The sequence below is a fragment of the Streptomyces sp. V4I23 genome, assembly GCF_030817975.1.
Lineage (GTDB): Bacteria > Actinomycetota > Actinomycetes > Streptomycetales > Streptomycetaceae > Streptomyces.
Window position 1 is genome coordinate 6,838,990 of record NZ_JAUSZW010000004.1, and the last position, 14,744, is coordinate 6,853,733.

The 14,744-nt window shown below is 72.3% G+C and carries 13 protein-coding genes; 4 read left to right on the top strand and 9 right to left on the bottom strand.

All coding sequences use genetic code 11. From position 1 onward, the window contains the following. Window positions 1–130: 130 nt before the first annotated feature. The 3 genes from QFZ82_RS33470 to QFZ82_RS33480 form a co-directional block, all read right to left on the bottom strand. Window positions 131–1,390, bottom strand: a complete 1,260-nt coding sequence (locus QFZ82_RS33470; RefSeq protein WP_307716682.1) for a S8 family serine peptidase — start codon at window positions 1,388–1,390, stop codon at window positions 131–133. Between the two features lie 375 nt (window positions 1,391–1,765). Beyond that, window positions 1,766–3,343 carry an alkaline phosphatase gene (locus QFZ82_RS33475; protein WP_307716683.1) on the bottom strand — a complete coding sequence of 526 codons (1,578 nt, stop codon included), beginning with the start codon at window positions 3,341–3,343 and terminating at the stop codon, window positions 1,766–1,768. A gap of 147 nt (window positions 3,344–3,490) precedes the next feature. Further along, complete coding sequence (locus tag QFZ82_RS33480; protein WP_307716684.1) at window positions 3,491–4,321, bottom strand: alpha/beta fold hydrolase; 831 nt, start codon at window positions 4,319–4,321, stop codon at window positions 3,491–3,493. 165 nt (window positions 4,322–4,486) lie between these two features. On the opposite strand from QFZ82_RS33480, the gene QFZ82_RS33485 reads away from it, so the two are divergent. Both QFZ82_RS33485 and QFZ82_RS33490 read left to right on the top strand, forming a co-directional pair. Beyond that, window positions 4,487–5,380 carry an RNA polymerase sigma-70 factor gene (locus QFZ82_RS33485; protein ID WP_307716685.1) on the top strand — a complete coding sequence of 298 codons (894 nt, stop codon included), beginning with the start codon at window positions 4,487–4,489 and terminating at the stop codon, window positions 5,378–5,380. Window positions 5,381–5,628: 248 nt separating this feature from the next. Then, complete coding sequence (locus QFZ82_RS33490; protein WP_307716686.1) at window positions 5,629–6,396, top strand: GntR family transcriptional regulator; 768 nt, start codon at window positions 5,629–5,631, stop codon at window positions 6,394–6,396. Between the two features lie 118 nt (window positions 6,397–6,514). On the opposite strand, the gene QFZ82_RS33495 is transcribed toward QFZ82_RS33490, so the two are convergent. Continuing rightward, window positions 6,515–7,672: an ROK family transcriptional regulator gene (locus QFZ82_RS33495; protein ID WP_307716687.1), complete on the bottom strand. Its 1,158-nt coding sequence runs from the start codon at window positions 7,670–7,672 to the stop codon at window positions 6,515–6,517. Between the two features lie 197 nt (window positions 7,673–7,869). Between QFZ82_RS33495 and QFZ82_RS33500 the strand changes: the two genes are divergently transcribed. After that, window positions 7,870–8,304 (top strand): hypothetical protein, encoded by a 435-nt coding sequence (locus QFZ82_RS33500; protein WP_307716688.1) that lies wholly within the window; start codon window positions 7,870–7,872, stop codon window positions 8,302–8,304. A gap of 20 nt (window positions 8,305–8,324) precedes the next feature. Here QFZ82_RS33500 and mug read toward each other — a convergent pair whose 3' ends face one another. The 3 genes from mug to QFZ82_RS33515 are packed head-to-tail and all read right to left on the bottom strand — an operon-like array spanning window position 8,325 to window position 11,202. Next, window positions 8,325–8,885: a G/U mismatch-specific DNA glycosylase gene (gene mug / locus QFZ82_RS33505; RefSeq protein ID WP_307717921.1), complete on the bottom strand. Its 561-nt coding sequence runs from the start codon at window positions 8,883–8,885 to the stop codon at window positions 8,325–8,327. Then, a complete protein-coding gene (purB, locus tag QFZ82_RS33510) occupies window positions 8,882–10,324 on the bottom strand; it encodes an adenylosuccinate lyase (RefSeq protein ID WP_307716689.1) in 1,443 nt (480 codons plus the stop codon). Before purB ends, mug begins: the two co-directional genes overlap by 4 nt. A 59-nt stretch (window positions 10,325–10,383) precedes the next feature. Then, entirely contained in the window at window positions 10,384–11,202 is an 819-nt protein-coding gene (locus QFZ82_RS33515; RefSeq protein ID WP_307716690.1) for an SGNH/GDSL hydrolase family protein, read from the bottom strand. 60 nt (window positions 11,203–11,262) lie between these two features. On the opposite strand from QFZ82_RS33515, the gene QFZ82_RS33520 reads away from it, so the two are divergent. Beyond that, window positions 11,263–12,270 (top strand): maleylpyruvate isomerase family mycothiol-dependent enzyme, encoded by a 1,008-nt coding sequence (locus QFZ82_RS33520; RefSeq protein WP_307716691.1) that lies wholly within the window; start codon window positions 11,263–11,265, stop codon window positions 12,268–12,270. 91 nt (window positions 12,271–12,361) lie between these two features. Here the strand turns inward: QFZ82_RS33520 and QFZ82_RS33525 are convergent, their stop codons facing one another. Together QFZ82_RS33525 and QFZ82_RS33530 are read right to left on the bottom strand one after the other, a co-directional pair. After that, window positions 12,362–13,375 carry a hemolysin family protein gene (locus tag QFZ82_RS33525; protein ID WP_307716692.1) on the bottom strand — a complete coding sequence of 338 codons (1,014 nt, stop codon included), beginning with the start codon at window positions 13,373–13,375 and terminating at the stop codon, window positions 12,362–12,364. Continuing rightward, the gene (locus QFZ82_RS33530) at window positions 13,372–14,715 is read right to left on the bottom strand and encodes a hemolysin family protein (protein ID WP_307716693.1); all 1,344 of its coding nucleotides are present in this window, start codon (window positions 14,713–14,715) and stop codon (window positions 13,372–13,374) included. The genes QFZ82_RS33525 and QFZ82_RS33530 overlap by 4 nt, the downstream gene beginning before the upstream one ends. Window positions 14,716–14,744: the final 29 nt, after the last annotated feature.

Genomic DNA, 14,744 nt, shown 5'->3' on the forward strand with positions numbered 1-14,744 from the left:
CCCGCCCAGCACGCACGCCCGCCCGCAGGCCGGGCCACGTGGCACCCGGACCCGTAGTCGCAGAAGCGCCCATGGCGTGGGCGCGCACCCGCACCGGTGCGCGCCCACGCCATGGGGCAGGTGACCGCCGTCAGAAGGACGTGAGCCCGAGCAGACGCTCCTTGGTGCCGTTGCCGTCCTGCGAGGGCCAGGTCCAGTTGAGGCTGCCGGCGGCCTGCAGAGCCGTCTTGACGCTCTGCGGCAGTGCGCCGGGGTGGGTGGCCCGGTACAGCGCTGCGCCGCCCGCGACGTGGGGCGCGGCCATCGAGGTGCCGGACAGCGTGGTGTAGCCCCCGGTGTTGGAGGTGGAGCGGATGCACACGCCGGGCGCGATCAGGTCGACGTCGGAGCCGTAGTTGGAGAAGTCGGCGAAGGTGTCGTCCTGGTCGTTGAGGCACGTCGGCCGGCCGAGACGCCCCGGCTTGCCGTCGAAGTCGGCCAAGGCGCTGACCGTGATCACTTCGTCGTAGGCGGCGGGGACCATGTCCTTGGCGTCGGCATGGTCGTTGCCGGCTGCCACGGTGTAGGTGACGCCCTTGGCGACGGAGTTGCAGATCGCCTGGTGCATGGCGTCGTTGTTGCTCTTGCCACAGTTGCCGTCGTCGGTTCCCGCGCCGCCCAGGCTCATGTTGGCGACCTCGATCTCGTCGGCGTGCTGAGTGACGTAGTCGATGCCGCAGACGACCGCCGAGGTGGTGCCGCTGCCCAGAGGGTCGAGCACCTGCACCGGCCAGAGCCGGACGCCCGGCGCCGTACCGACCACCCCGGTGCCGTTGTCCAGGGCGCCGATGGTTCCGGCGACATGCGTGCCGTGACCGTGCCAGTCGGAGGGGGGCAGGACGGGCAGCCAGCAGTTCTTGCCGCCGGAGCGGTGCACATTGAGATCGGGGTGGTTCGGGTTGATCCCGGTGTCGATGACGGCGACGTCGGCGTTCACCCGGGTGTCGACACCGTCGATGGCCGCCGTGGGGCTCTTGTCGGCCTCCACCCGGTCCACACCGGTCGGGACGGACTGAGCGGTGGCCTGTACCCGCCGGTCGGGCTCCACCGAACGCACCCGCGGGTCGTCGGCGAGCGTGGCCGCGACCCTCGGGCTCATGGACGCGGAGTAGCCTTGGAGGGCGTAGCGGTACACGTGCTGCACATCGGCACCCAGGGTGGTGGCCTGCTCGACAGCCGCGTTCACAGCCGCTTCCACGCCGGCGGCGTCGGCAGCGGCTGTGTCCTTGAGGGTCACGATGTAACGGTTGGGAACCTGGTCGGACTGCGAAGGCGCCTTGGCCGCCGCCGGGGCCAGCGGCGCGGCGGCAAGAGTGAGCGCGAGGAGGGCCACAGGGAAGATTTTGGGCATCCCAGACCTTTCGTGAGGGCATGGAGGCCGGAGAGCAACGCGGTGTTTCCGGACAACTTGTCGTAGCGTGTACATTTCGCTACCGCGCTCACTGCTAGCAGGTTCGCGGCGGTGGCGGCAGGCCGACATCCGGCGTTCACCGGATCCGCTGACCCTCTGTCAACCATGTGGTCCTGTGGCGCCGTGCTCCCGGCCGCAGCCCGAGGTCGCCCCGGGCTGCTGTGCCCCTTGAACGACCGTCGGCCGTGCCTTCCGGAAGCGGAAGAACACGGCCGGCGGCCACGTCTGTGCATCAGGGCGAGGCCAGCGCCTCGCGGCGTCCGCGCCGGTCCGGTGGACCCACGAGGCGCGGGCAGCCGGTCCCGCCGCCCGCGGCTACTGCCCTACGCGCCCCGGCTGGAGCGTCTTGGTGAACAGAACCGTTCCGCCCTCGGCGCGCAGCCGTACCGTCAGCTCGCCGCTGTCGCCGTCGATGTCCACCTCGCCGAAGTACTGCGGTGACTCCATCGGTGACACGTTCGCCCGCTGCGGGGCGCGCACGAAGACCCGGTCGGGGCCGAACGTGGCGTCGAGCGCGTTCGCCGGGAAGCCGCCCGCGGCGAGCGGGCCCGAGACGAACTCCCAGAACGGCGCGAAGTCCTTGAACACCGCACGCTCGGGCGCGTAGTGCTGGGCCGACGTGTAGTGCACGTCGGCGGTCAGCCACACCGTGCCGGTGATGCGGCGGTGCTTGACGTACCGCAGCAGGTCGGCGATCTGCAGTTCGCGTCCGAGCGGCGCGCCCGGGTCGCCCTGCGCCACGGCCTCGAAGTTCGCCGAGCCGTCCGGCACGATCAGGCCGAGCGGCATGTCGGAGGCGATCACCTTCCACACCGCGCGCGACCGGGACAGTTCGCGCTTGAGCCAGGCGAGCTGCTCCGCCCCGAGGATGCCCTGGGTGTCGTCGGCCTGCCGGCCCGGCGAGTTGGCGTTGCGGAAGCTGCGCATGTCGAGGACGAACACGTCCAGCAGCGGCCCGTGGTGCACCACCCGGTGGATGCGCCCCTCGCTCCCGCGCGCGGAGAGCGTGCCGACGGGGAAGTACTCGGCGAACGCCCGCATCGAGCGCCGCGCGAGCACGTCGACGTTCTTCTCCGTGTACCGCGCGTCCTCGAGGATCTGGCCCGGGTACCAGTTGTTGCGCACCTCGTGGTCGTCCCACTGCACGATCGTCGGGACCTGCGCGTTGAACCGCCGCACGTTCTCGTCGAGCAGGTTGTAGCGGAAGTTGCCGCGGTACTCGTCCAGCGTCTCGGCGACCTTGGACTTCTCCTCGGTCACGAGGTTGCGCCACACCCGCCCGTCCGGCAGGGTCACGCTCGGCACGAGCGGCCCGTCCGCGTAGACGGTGTCGCCGCTGCACAGGAAGAAGTCCGGGTCGAGACGGCGCATCTCCTCGTACGCGCGGTAGCCGCCGATGTCCGGGTTGATGCCCCAGCCCTGCCCGGCGATGTCGCCCGACCACAGGAACCGCACGCCCTGCCGACGCCGCGCGGGCGCGGTGCGGAAGGAGCCCTGGACCGTCTCGCCGGTACGGCGGGGGTCGTCCGGGTCGGCGAGCGTGACGCGGTAGTGGACCTGCTCGCCGGGCGGCAGCCCGCGCAGCGCGGTCGTCCCGGTGAAGTCGGTGTCCGGGCCCAGCAGCGGACCGTGCCAGGTGCGTGGCCGGCGGAAGGACTCCGTCGCCGACGTCTCCACGATCATGCGGGCGGGCCGGTCGGAACGCACCCAGACGAGTCCCGACGTCGTCGTCACGTCACCGGTCTGCACCCCCCACGCCGCGCGCGGCCGGCCCGAAAGCGCCAGGGCGGGGGCCGATCCCACGGCCGGCAGGGCCAGCGCCGCCGAGGCGGCGGCCGTTCCGCGCAGGACGGAACGGCGGGCGGGGGTGAATCTCCGGGGGCTCTGGGACATCGCTGCGCCTCCATACGGGGTCCGGACGGTGTGCCGCCATGCCTAATGCCCGGCCGCGGCCGGGACAAGAACCCCAAATGAACAGACGGATGCGCTCGTTGTGTCACGGCCTGCCCGGCCCCCGTCCTCCCGGGCGCGCGGGAGGCGTCAGCGGCTGCCGTCCAGCAGGACGCGGGCGACGAGCGCCGGGTCGTCGCTCATCGGCACGTGGCCGCAGCCCGGCAGCCGTACGAGCCGTGCGCCCGGGATCACGTGCTTGGCCCGCAGCCCCTGGCGGCGGAGCAGGAGTCGGTCCTTGGTGCCCCAGCCGATGGTGACGGGAATGTCGCGGATGTCGTCGGTGAACAGCACGTCCCGGCCGGCAGCGAGGGTCCGGTGGAAGCCGGAGGCCCTGCGCAGGGCGTACGTCTCGGCGACGGCGGCCTCGGGGGAACGGCGGGCGGGCCGGGCGTAGATGGTGCTCACGAGCGCCCTGCGGCCCACGGCGGAGCGGGACAGCCGCTCGATCACCGGCCCGGGCATCGAGGCGGCGCCCACCCGCATCGCGCGCAGCAGCCCGAAGGCGTAGATCCGCTCGCGCTCCGACCAGAAGCCGCCGGGGGACAGGGCGGTGACCGACCGGACGAGCTTCTCGCGGCCGAGTTCCAGGGCGAGCAGCCCGCCCAGCGAGTTGCCCGCGGCGTGGGGGCGCTCGATGCCGATGGCCTCGCAGAACGCGCCCAGCGCCGCGCCGACCGTACCGAGGCTGTACGGCAGTCCGTCCGGCAGTGCGGCCGAGGCGCCGAAGCCGGGCAGGTCCACGGCGACGACGTCCCGTTCCGTGGCAAGGATGTCCATCACGGGCTCCCATGCCTGCCAGTGGTGGCCGATGCCGTGGAGCAGCAGCAGCGGTTCGCCGGCGCCCCTGCGCTCGTAGTGCAGGGTCACGGTGCGGCTGCCGTCGGCGGCCTGGACGGCGAACGCGATCTCTTCGGCCATGTACGCCAACTCCCTGATCACCAGAAGGATGTAGACGGCTTGTCAGTAACAATTACCGCTCGGTAGCCGACGGTTCAAGAACCGTGGCGCAGACGCCTGCCGATGTGCTGCGCGCCGCACTGATACCTCCTGGACACCCGGGGTCGCGTCGGCTGGGATGGAACCGTGGCAACAGACACCGTGACCGACGTCTTCGAAGAACACCGGCCCGTCCTGACCGGCGTGGCCTACCGCATGCTCGGGCGCGTCGCCGACGCCGAGGACGTGGTCCAGGAGGCGTGGCTGCGCTGGTCCGCGGACGCCCGTGACGACGTGCGCGAGCCGCGCGGTTTCCTCGTACGCATCACGACCCGCCTCGCCATCGACCGGCTGCGGCACGTCCAGTCGCGCCGTGAGTCCTACGTGGGGCCCTGGCTGCCCGAGCCGATCGTCACCGACTTCGGCCCGTCGGTCCCCGACACCGCCGAGCGGGCCGTCCTCGCTGACTCCGTCTCGCTCGCCGTGCTCGTGGTCCTCGAGTCCCTCTCGCCGCTGGAACGCGCGGTGTTCGTGCTCCGGGAGGCCTTCGGCTTCCCGTACGCGGAGATCGCCGCCACCCTGGAGAAGTCCGAGGCGGCCGTGCGTCAGCTCGCCGGCCGCGCCCGCAAGCACGTCGACGAGCGCAGGCGCCGCTACGACGTCGACCCCGGCGAATGCCGCGCACTGACCGAGCGGTTTCTCGCCGCGGCGGCCGGAGGCGACCTGTCCGGACTGCTCTCCCTGCTCGCCCCCGACGTGACTCTGGTCGGCGACAGCGGCGGCAAGTCCAAGGCGCCGCTGCGGGTCATGCGCACCGCCGACAAGGTGGGCCGCTTCCTCCTCGCGGTGTCCCGGCAGCCGCTCGAGGAGATGGAGGTCCGTTTCGTCGAACTCAACGGCGCACCCGCGCTGCTGATCCTGTCGGGCGGGCGGCCGGACAGTGTCTTCCAGATGGAAGTCCTCGACGGGCGCATCAGCTGCGTCTATATCGTCCGAAACCCGGACAAGCTCACCTCGCTGGCCGTCACCGGCACCGCTTGAAACCGCCTGCGCCCCACGTCAGACCCCGCGTCCGCTTTCGGATGCGGGCTCTTGTGCTGCCCCGCGACGCCTCGGTACGAACACCCTGTGAACGCTCTGCGAAGCGGCACGGTTCCGCTGGGTGACCGTCGCAGCATTGGTCTTGACCAAGGGTGAGGCCCGTCCTATGGTCGCAGGGATAGTGCAGGAACCTTTAATAAACAAGGGCACGGAAAGCCGCCGGGACACGGCGATTGCGGAGGATCAGGGTGGGGACCACGCAGCTGGACACGGTGCCGGAACCTAAGTACTGGCACCTCAAGACCGTGATCGGCGAAGCGCTCGACTCGGACTTCTCGGTGGGCGAGATCCTGCCCAACGAGCGTGACCTCGCCGCCCGTTTCGGAGTCGCCCGCGCCACCCTCCGGCAGGCGCTCGAACAACTGGAGCTCGAAGGCCGTCTCCAGCGCCGCCGCGGCGTCGGCACCACCGTCGCGCCGCCCCGCATGGGCGTCGACGTCTCGCCGTCGCCGCACGACTGGCCGGGCGCCGGTGCGACCGAGGCATGGCAGGCCACCGAGTGCGGCTCCGCGGTACCGCCCGCGTCCGTCGCGCGCCTGCTGGACCTCGACGGCGACGAGGAGACGCACGTGGTGCGCCGCGTGCGCGCCGACCACGGTCAGCCCGTCGCCACGGAGCTCCTCTACGTGCCGGCCTCCTCCGTGCCCGACCTGCCGGCCATCGACGCCCCTTCCGGTCCCGCGCTCGCCCGCGGCGTCCTGCGCGACCTGGCCCGCCTCGACCTGGAGGGCCAGGACCGCGCGGTGGAGCTGGGCTCCGCCGGCGCCGTCGACGCCAAGGAGCTGGACCGGCTGCCCGGCGCTCCCGTCCTGGTCGTCACCACGCGCTACTTCTCCGAGGGCCGCACGGCCGCCGTGTCCGTCGCGACCTACCGGGCCGACACCTGCCGGCTCACCTTCGGCGCCTACGGGGACCTGGAGATCAGCCACGGGGCCGAGGAGCGCCGCGCCTCCTGACGGAGGGTCCACCGCCTTCTCCCACGGCCCGTCGCCCGAGCGCCCCGCTCGGCGGCGGGCCGTTGCCCGCGGCCGGGTGCGCAGGCGTCGCACCGCCCGGGCCCGGACCCGCCGGTCCTCAACGGCGGGCCGTCACCGTGCCCTCCACGGCGAACAACTGCTCCTCCACGTGGTCGAGCGCCAGCCGCAGCGCACCCGTCGCCACAGCGGCCTCGCCCAGCAGCGACAGGGTCACCCGCGGCGGGCGCAGACAGTAGCGGGACAACTCGTCGCGCAGGGGCTCCAGTACGCCGTCGAGCCCGGCCGCCCAGCCGCCGATCACCACCAGCTCCGGATCGAGCGCCAGCACCAGCGCGGCGACGTCGTGCACGAGGCGCTGGTTGAAGCGGTCGACAGCGGCCCGCGCCCGCTCGTCCCCGCTCTTCGCGAGCGAGAAGACGTCGGCGACCGCCTGTTCGTCCAGCGGATGCAGCGGCTCGTCCGTCGTCGACAGCAGTCTCTCCGGGGTCACCTCGCGGCCCAGCAGATGCAGTGCCCCGATCTCGCCCGCCGCGCCGCCGTAGCCCCGGTGCAGCCTGCCGCCGATCAGCGATCCGGCACCCGGGCTCAGCCCGGCCAGGACGAACACGATGTCGTCCGAATCCGTGGCCGCGCCCTTCCAGTGCTCGGCGACCGCGGCCGCGTTGGCGTCGTTCTCCACCAGCACCGGACAGCGGAAGGACCGGCGCAGCCGGTCCCCGAGCGGCAGCCCCGTCCAGCCGGGCAGCGCCGTCGACAGCCGCACCGTGCCGTCGGTCTCCACGATCCCCGGCGAGCCCACGCCCACCGCCCGCAGACTGCTGCGCGCCACACCGGTCCTGCGGAGCACGTCCGCGACGACCGTGCGTACCTTCTCCAGCCTGTCGTCCGCGGACGCCGTCTCGGACACGTCCCGGGAGCCGGCGCCGATGATGCGCCCGTCGAGACCCGACATCAGCACCGCGACCCGGTGCGCCCCGATCTCGATGCCCAGCAGATGACCGGCCTCGGCGCGGAACCGGAAACGGCGGGCCGGGCGCCCCTGCCGGCGAGCCTCGCCCTCCTCGGGAACGCTCTCGACGACCAGACCGGCCTCGATCAGCCCCTCGACCACGCCCTCGACCGTCGGCCTGGACAGTCCGGTGATCCGGGTCAGGTCCGTGAGCGTGGAGGAGTCGGCGCCGCGCAGGGAATGGAGTACCACTGCGGAGTTGATCCGCCGCAGCAGCGACGGGTCTCCGCCGGTCAGCCGCCCCACTGTGTGTCCTTCCAGCTCGAGCGCGTGTCTGCGGGATCGTACTCGCTGCCGCCGCTCGCCGCGCGCACACCCCGGAGGGCGGCGGCCGTCCGCCTCGGGCGGGGCTCGTGGGTCGCCCGGGCACAGGGCTCGGCCCGCGTGGCCGAACGCCACCTGACGGTGTGCCAATTGTCAGTAGGGGCCGCTTTACTGGCGTCATGACCACTGCACAGCACCTCGCTGCGATCGACCTGCTGCGGCGCCGGGCGTTCCCGGCCGTGCGCGGCCGGTCGGAGCTCGGCGACAGTGGCCCGGGCTATCACCTCGCCCGCCTCTCCACGGCGGGGGTGGACGGGCAGGAGTGCGGCGTGCGGCAGGAGGAGGCGGCCGAGCAGTGCCGCGCGGAGTGCGAGGCGCTGGCCGACGCGCTCAGCACCCGCTGGGGGCAGCCGCAGCAGGTCAGCCTGTGGTCGGTCTCGGTGAGGAGCATCGCGGGGGAGGAGGTTCCGGACCCGTGGGAGGAGCTCGGTCAGGTCGCGGACGACCTCCATTTGTGGCGGGTGGACGGCCACTGGATAGCCGTCGGCGTCGCGCGGGCGGACGAGCACCGGTGGGAACTGCTCGCGGTCGTCACGGAGACGGACCCTCCCTGAGGCAGTTCCGGGCGGCCCGCTCAGGCAGGAGCGTCGGCCGCCTCGGCGGCATCGCGCAGCTCCCCGTACGCCGCCGCCATGGTCTGCGCCGTCCAGTGGGCGTTCAGCCCGCTCGGATTGGGCAGCACCCAGATCCGGGTGTCCCCGATCGTCCGCTCCTGCGGTCCGATCGCGGCCCCGCGCTCGCCGAAGGCCGTGCGGTACGCGGTCACGCCGACCACCGCGAGCCAGCGCGGCCGCAGCCGCTCCACCTTCGCGGTGAGGATCCGTCCGCCCTCGCGGTACTCCTGCGCGCTCAGCTCGTCGGCGCGTGCGGTGGCCCGCGCCACCACGTTCGTGATCCCCAGCCCGAGCGCCGGCAGTTCGTGCTGTTCCGAGGGCTTCAGCAGCCGGGGTGTGAAGCCCGACAGGTGCAGCACCGGCCAGAAGCGGTTGCCGGGACGGGCGAAATGGTGACCCGTGGCCGCCGTCATGAGCCCCGGATTGATCCCGCAGAACAGCACGCGGAGGCCGTCCGCGACGACATCCGGCACGAGCCGGTCGCGGGCGGCCTCCAGCTCCGCCGGTCCCAGCCGGGTCAGAGGATCGCTCCCGGGGCGTACGCCGCGGCCTCGGGGTGCTGCTTGGCGATCTCCTCGATGCGGGAGACGAGAACGGCCACCTGGTCGGCGGCTGCGCCGGTGAACGACAGCTTGTCGGCCATCAGTTCGTCCAGCTGCGCCCGGTCCAGCGGGATGCGCTCGTCGGCGGCCAGCTTGTCGAGCAGTTCGTTGCGCTCCGCACCCTGCTCGCGCATCGCGAGCGCGGACGCCACCGCGTTCTCCTTGATGGCCTCGTGCGCGACCTCGCGGCCGACACCCGCGCGCACCGCGCCCATCAGCACCTTGGTCGTGGCGAGGAAGGGCAGGTAGCGGTCCAGCTCGCGGGCGACCACGGCCGGGAACGCGCCGAACTCGTCGAGCACCGTCAGGAACGTCTCGACCAGGCCGTCGAACGCGAAGAACGCGTCCGGCAGCGCCACGCGGCGGACCACGGAGCAGGACACGTCGCCCTCGTTCCACTGGTCGCCGGCGAGCTCGCCGGTCATCGAGGCGTAGCCGCGCAGGATCACCATGAGCCCGTTGACGCGCTCGCAGGAGCGGGTGTTCATCTTGTGCGGCATGGCGGACGAACCGACCTGGCCCGGCTTGAAGCCCTCGGTCACCAGCTCGTGACCGGCCATCAGACGGATCGTCTTCGCCACGGAGGACGGGGCCGCCGCGAGCTGCACCAGCGCCGAGACGACGTCGTAGTCCAGCGAGCGCGGGTAGACCTGGCCCACGGAGGTGAAGGCGTGCGCGAAGCCGAGGTGGGCCGCGATGCGCTGCTCCAGCTCGGCCAGCTTGCCGGCGTCGCCGCCCAGCAGGTCGAGCATGTCCTGCGCGGTGCCGACCGGGCCCTTGATCCCGCGCAGCGGGTAGCGGCCGAGGAGGTCCTCGAGCCGGCTGTAGGCGACCAGCAGCTCGTCGGCGGCCGTCGCGAACCGCTTGCCGAGCGTCGTGGCCTGCGCGGCCACGTTGTGCGAGCGGCCCGCCATGACCAGCTCCGCGTACTCGCCGGACAGCTTGCCCAGCCGCGCGAGGACCGCCACGGTGCGGTCGCGCATCAGCTCCAGGGACAGCCGGATCTGCAGCTGCTCGACGTTCTCGGTGAGGTCGCGCGAGGTCATGCCCTTGTGGACGTGCTCGTGCCCCGCGAGGGCGTTGAACTCCTCGATGCGGGCCTTCACATCGTGGCGCGTGACCTTCTCGCGCTCGGCGATGGAGGCCAGGTCGACCTGGTCGAGCACGCGCTCGTAGTCGGCGATCGCCGCGTCCGGCACGTCGATTCCCAGGTCCTTCTGGGCACGCAGCACCGCGAGCCAGAGCTGACGCTCCAGCTTGACCTTCTGCTCGGGGGACCAGAGGACGGCGAGCTCCGTGGAGGCGTAGCGGCCGGCCAGGACATTGGGGATGCGAGGCTTCGCAGACACAGCAGTCACGTGACCAGATTCTACTGGCGGTTTCTGCAGGCCAGCGCCACGGTCCTGGTTGTACCTTGCTACGAACCGGCGACACGGTCCGGCCGCAGGACCAGGTCCTGCGGCGCCGGCGGCTCGTACGGCAGGAGTTCGGGCCGCTTCGCCGGCCGGCCGTCACCCGACGAGCGCCCCGTCAGCCGCCGCGCGATCCACGGACCCAGGTGCTCGCGTGCGAAGCGCAGGTCGGCCGCCCTGCGCGCCGCCCAGCCCACCCGCGCCGGCGGGGGCAGCAGCGCCTGCCAGTCGGTCTCGGCGTCCAGGCCCAGCGTCTGCCACACGGCCTCGGCGACGCGTGCGTGCCCCTCGGCCGTCAGGTGCAGCCGGTCCACGTCCCACATCCGCTGGTCGCCCAGCACCGGTGAGCCGTAGAGGTCGACCACCAGCGCGCCGTGCCGTGCCGCCAGCGCGTCGACGTGGGCGAACAGCTCCTCCATGCGCGGGCGGAACCGTTCCATCACGGGGCCGTTGCGGCCCGGGCTGCGCATCAGGACCAGCGTCCCGCACGAGGGCGCGAGCCGCTCCACCGCCTCCTCCAGCAGACCGCGCACCCTGGCCATGTCGCACTTGGGGCGCAGGGTGTCGTTGAGCCCGCCGACGAGGGTGACCACATCGGCCTCCATCGCGGCCGCCACGTCGACCTGCTCGGAGACGATCTGGCCGATCAGCTTCCCGCGCACGGCGAGGTTCGCGTAGCAAAAGCCCGGCGTACGGGCCGCCAGGCGCGCCGCCAGCAGATCGGCCCACCCGCGGTAGGAGCCGTCGGGGAGCAGGTCCGACATCCCCTCGGTGAACGAATCACCCACCGCGACAAAGCTCGTGTAATTGGCATGCGTCTCCATGGCGGAGCGATCCTACCGCGCGGTAAGGTCCGTCGGTTCCGTACCGGGAGGAGAGCATTCGTGAGCGACGCACTGCTCAACACGCTGGCCGAAGCGCTGGCCGATGTGGTGATCTCGATCGACACCTGTGACGACGACGTACTCGACCCGGACACCGCGGTGAAGTGGCTGGAGACCACGGGATCCCTGCTCGACCGGCTCCCGCCCGCCGACCGGCGCGAGCTCGCCCGGCTCTTCCGGCGCACCGCCCGCAGGTACGCCGAAGGGGCCCGGCGCGACGAGCTGCTGCGCATACCCGACGGCTTCGGCCTCGACGACGACCAGCACGAGCTGTACTGCGACGCCATCGAGCACATCGAGCGGCGCTTCGTGGCGACCGTTCGGGAGGCGGATCCGGCCGCGCCGGTGACCACCTGCCCGGGCTGGACCTTCGCCGACCTCGTACGCCACCACGGCACCACGCACCGCTGGATGGAGCACCTGGTACGGACCCGGGCCTGCGAGCGCGTCCGGTCGCGCGAGATCCCCCTCGACCTGCCCGACGACCCGGCCGCCTACCCGGACTGGCTCGCCCGCGGCGCGGACAGCGTGCTCGGCATGCTGCGCAAGGTCGACCCGGACACCCCGATGTGGTCCAACGGGGCGGACCAGCGAGTGGCCTACTTCCCGCGCCGGCTGCTGTTCGAGGCGCTGGTCCACCTCGCCGACGCGGAGCTGTCGCTGGGGCGCGCGCCGAGCATCGACCCGGGAACGGCGGCGGACGGGATCGAGGAGTTCCTGGAGAACCTGCCGTACTTCTCGTGGCTCGCCGAACCGGTGTCGCGCCTCGCGAACGGCTCCGTCGTCCTGACGGCGACGGACACCGGAGCGTCCTGGACGGCCGCGTTCGGCGAGGTGGGTTTCCGCTGGTCGAAGTCCGCGACGTCCGAGCCGTCGGTGCGCGTCGAGGGCCCGGCCGGTGACCTGCTGCTCCTGACGTACGGCCGCCGCTCGGCGGACGATCCGCACTTCAGGGTCACCGGAGACGCGTCCGTGCTGGCGTCCTGGCTCGCCGCGACGGCGTTCTGAGCGACGCCGCCCCGCGAGCGGATCCCGCACGGACCGGGGCCGGGAGGCATCGTGCCCTCCCGGCCCCGGGACCGCCTGCGGACGTCGGGCGTCAGGCGGGACGGCCCACCAGCTCGCGCAGGATGTCCTCCATCGTCACCAGCCCCTCCGGCCTGCCCTGCTCGTCGAGGACGGCCGCCAGGTGGGTGCGGCTGCGGCGCATCGCGGTGAGCACGTCGTCGAGCGGGGTCGTGGCCCGCACCCGGGCGATCGGGCGCATCGCGCCCACCGGGAACGGCACGTCACGCGGAGCGGCGTCCAGCGCGTCCTTCACATGGAGGTAGCCGAGGATGCGACGTCCCGCGTCCACGACCGGGAAGCGGGAGTACCCCGACTCCACCGACAGCTGCTCCAGCTGCTCCGGCGTCGTCCCGTCCTTCGCGTACACGACCTGCTCGATCGGCATCACCACATCGCGCACCGGCCGGCGTCCGAGCTCCAGCGCGTCCCGCAGCCGTTCCGCCGAGCGGTCGTCGAGCAGGCCCGCCTCGCCCGAGTCCTGCACGAGGCTCGCCAGCTCGTCGTCCGAGAACGTGGCGGACACCTCGTTCTTCGTCTCGACCCTCAGCAGCTTGAGCAGCCCGTTCGCGAGGGCGTTGACCGTGAAGATCACCGGGCGCAGCGCCCGCGCCAGCGCGACCAGCGGAGGCCCGAACAGCAGCGCGCTGCGCACGGGCTCCGACAGCGCGACGTTCTTCGGCACCATCTCGCCGAGCAGCATGTGCAGATACGTCGCGAGCGCCAGCGCGATCACGAACGAGATCGGGTGGACTGCGCCGTGCGGCACGCCCACCGCGTCGAAGACCGGTTCCAGCAGATGCGCGATGGCCGGCTCGGCGACGATGCCGAGCACCAGGGTGCACAGCGTGATGCCCAGCTGGGCCGCCGCCATCAGCGCCGAGACGTGCTCCAGACCCCACAGCACGCTGCGCGCCCGCCTGTTCCCGGCCTGCGCCTCCGGCTCGATCTGACTGCGCCGCACCGAGATCAGCGCGAACTCGGCACCGACGAAGAAGGCGTTGAGCACCAGGGTCAGCAGACCGATGAAGAGCTGGATCGCGGTCATCGTCCGGCCTCCTCGGCCACATCGCCTTCGGCGGCGTCGAGCGGTGCGTGCATCAGCACGCGCGCGGCGCGGCGCCCGGTGGCGTCGACCACGTCCATCTGCCATCCCCCGAGATCGATCCGGTCGCCCTTGGCGGGGATGCGGCCCAGTTCGGTGGCGATGAGACCGGCGAGGGTCTCGTAGGGGCCGTCGGGGACCCACAGCCCTATGGTCTCCAGCTGGTCGGTACGGGCGGCGCCGTCCGCGGACCACAGCCTGCGGCCGTCCGCGTCCTCACCGGCCCGCGCCAGGTCGGGCGTCTCGTGCGGGTCGTGCTCGTCGCGCACCTCGCCGACGACCTCCTCGACGATGTCCTCCATCGTCACCACGCCGGCCGTGCCGCCGTACTCGTCGATGACGACGGCCATCGTGGACTTGCCCGTCAGCTGGTCCAGCAGCCGGTCCACGGTCAGCGTCTCGGGCACCAGCACCGGCTCACGCAGCAGGTCCGCGATCGAGTGACGGGCCCGGAACTCCGCCGGGACCGTCAGGATGTCCTTGATGTGTGCGATGCCGACGACGGTGTCCAGGCTGCCCCGGTAGACGGGGAAGCGGGACAGGCCGGTCGCGCGCGTGGCATTGGCGACGTCCTCGGCGGTGGCCGACGCGTCGAGAGCCATGACCTGCACGCGCGGCGTCATGACGTTCTCCGCGGTCAGCTCCGCGAGGTTCAGCGAGCGCACGAACAGCTCGGCGGTGTCCGCCTCCAGCGCGCCCGCCTTGGCGGAGTGCCGGGCCAGGGCCACGAGTTCCTTGGGGCTGCGTGCGGACGCGAGCTCCTCCGTGGGCTCCATGCCGAGGCGGGTCACGATGCGGTTGGCGGTGTTGTTGAGGTGGGCGATCAGCGGCCGGAACGCGGCGGTGAAGATCCGCTGCGGTGTGGCCACCACCTTCGCGACGGCCAGCGGGGAGGAGATCGCCCAGTTCTTGGGGACCAGCTCGCCGACGACCATCAGCACCACCGTGGACAACGCGGTGCCGATGACCAGCGCCGCGGACGACGCGACGGAGGGCGACACGCCGAGCGCCTCGACCGGACCGCGGATGAGCGTGGCGACGGACGGCTCGGCGAGCATGCCGACGACCAGGTTCGTGACGGTGATGCCGAGCTGGGCGCCGGAGAGCTGGAACGTGAGGCTCCGCACGGCCTTGAGGGCGCCTGCGGCGCCCCGTTCGCCGCGCTCGGCCGCACGTTCGAGCTCGCTGCGCTCGACCGTCGTGAGGGAGAACTCCGCCGCGACGAAGGCGCCACAGGCGAGCGAGAGCAGCACGGCCACGGCGAGCAGAAGCACTTCGGTCATCGGGTCACCTCCGTCCCATGGTCGGACAG

Coding starts and splice junctions, on each gene's coding strand:
- QFZ82_RS33470 (WP_307716682.1), bottom strand. CDS start 1,390: ATGCCCAAAATCTTCCCTGTGGCCCTCCTCGCGCTCACTCTTGCCGCC.
- QFZ82_RS33475 (WP_307716683.1), bottom strand. CDS start 3,343: ATGTCCCAGAGCCCCCGGAGATTCACCCCCGCCCGCCGTTCCGTCCTG.
- QFZ82_RS33480 (WP_307716684.1), bottom strand. CDS start 4,321: ATGGCCGAAGAGATCGCGTTCGCCGTCCAGGCCGCCGACGGCAGCCGC.
- QFZ82_RS33500 (WP_307716688.1), top strand. CDS start 7,870: ATGACCACTGCACAGCACCTCGCTGCGATCGACCTGCTGCGGCGCCGG.
- QFZ82_RS33515 (WP_307716690.1), bottom strand. CDS start 11,202: ATGGAGACGCATGCCAATTACACGAGCTTTGTCGCGGTGGGTGATTCG.
- QFZ82_RS33525 (WP_307716692.1), bottom strand. CDS start 13,375: ATGACCGCGATCCAGCTCTTCATCGGTCTGCTGACCCTGGTGCTCAAC.
- QFZ82_RS33530 (WP_307716693.1), bottom strand. CDS start 14,715: ATGACCGAAGTGCTTCTGCTCGCCGTGGCCGTGCTGCTCTCGCTCGCC.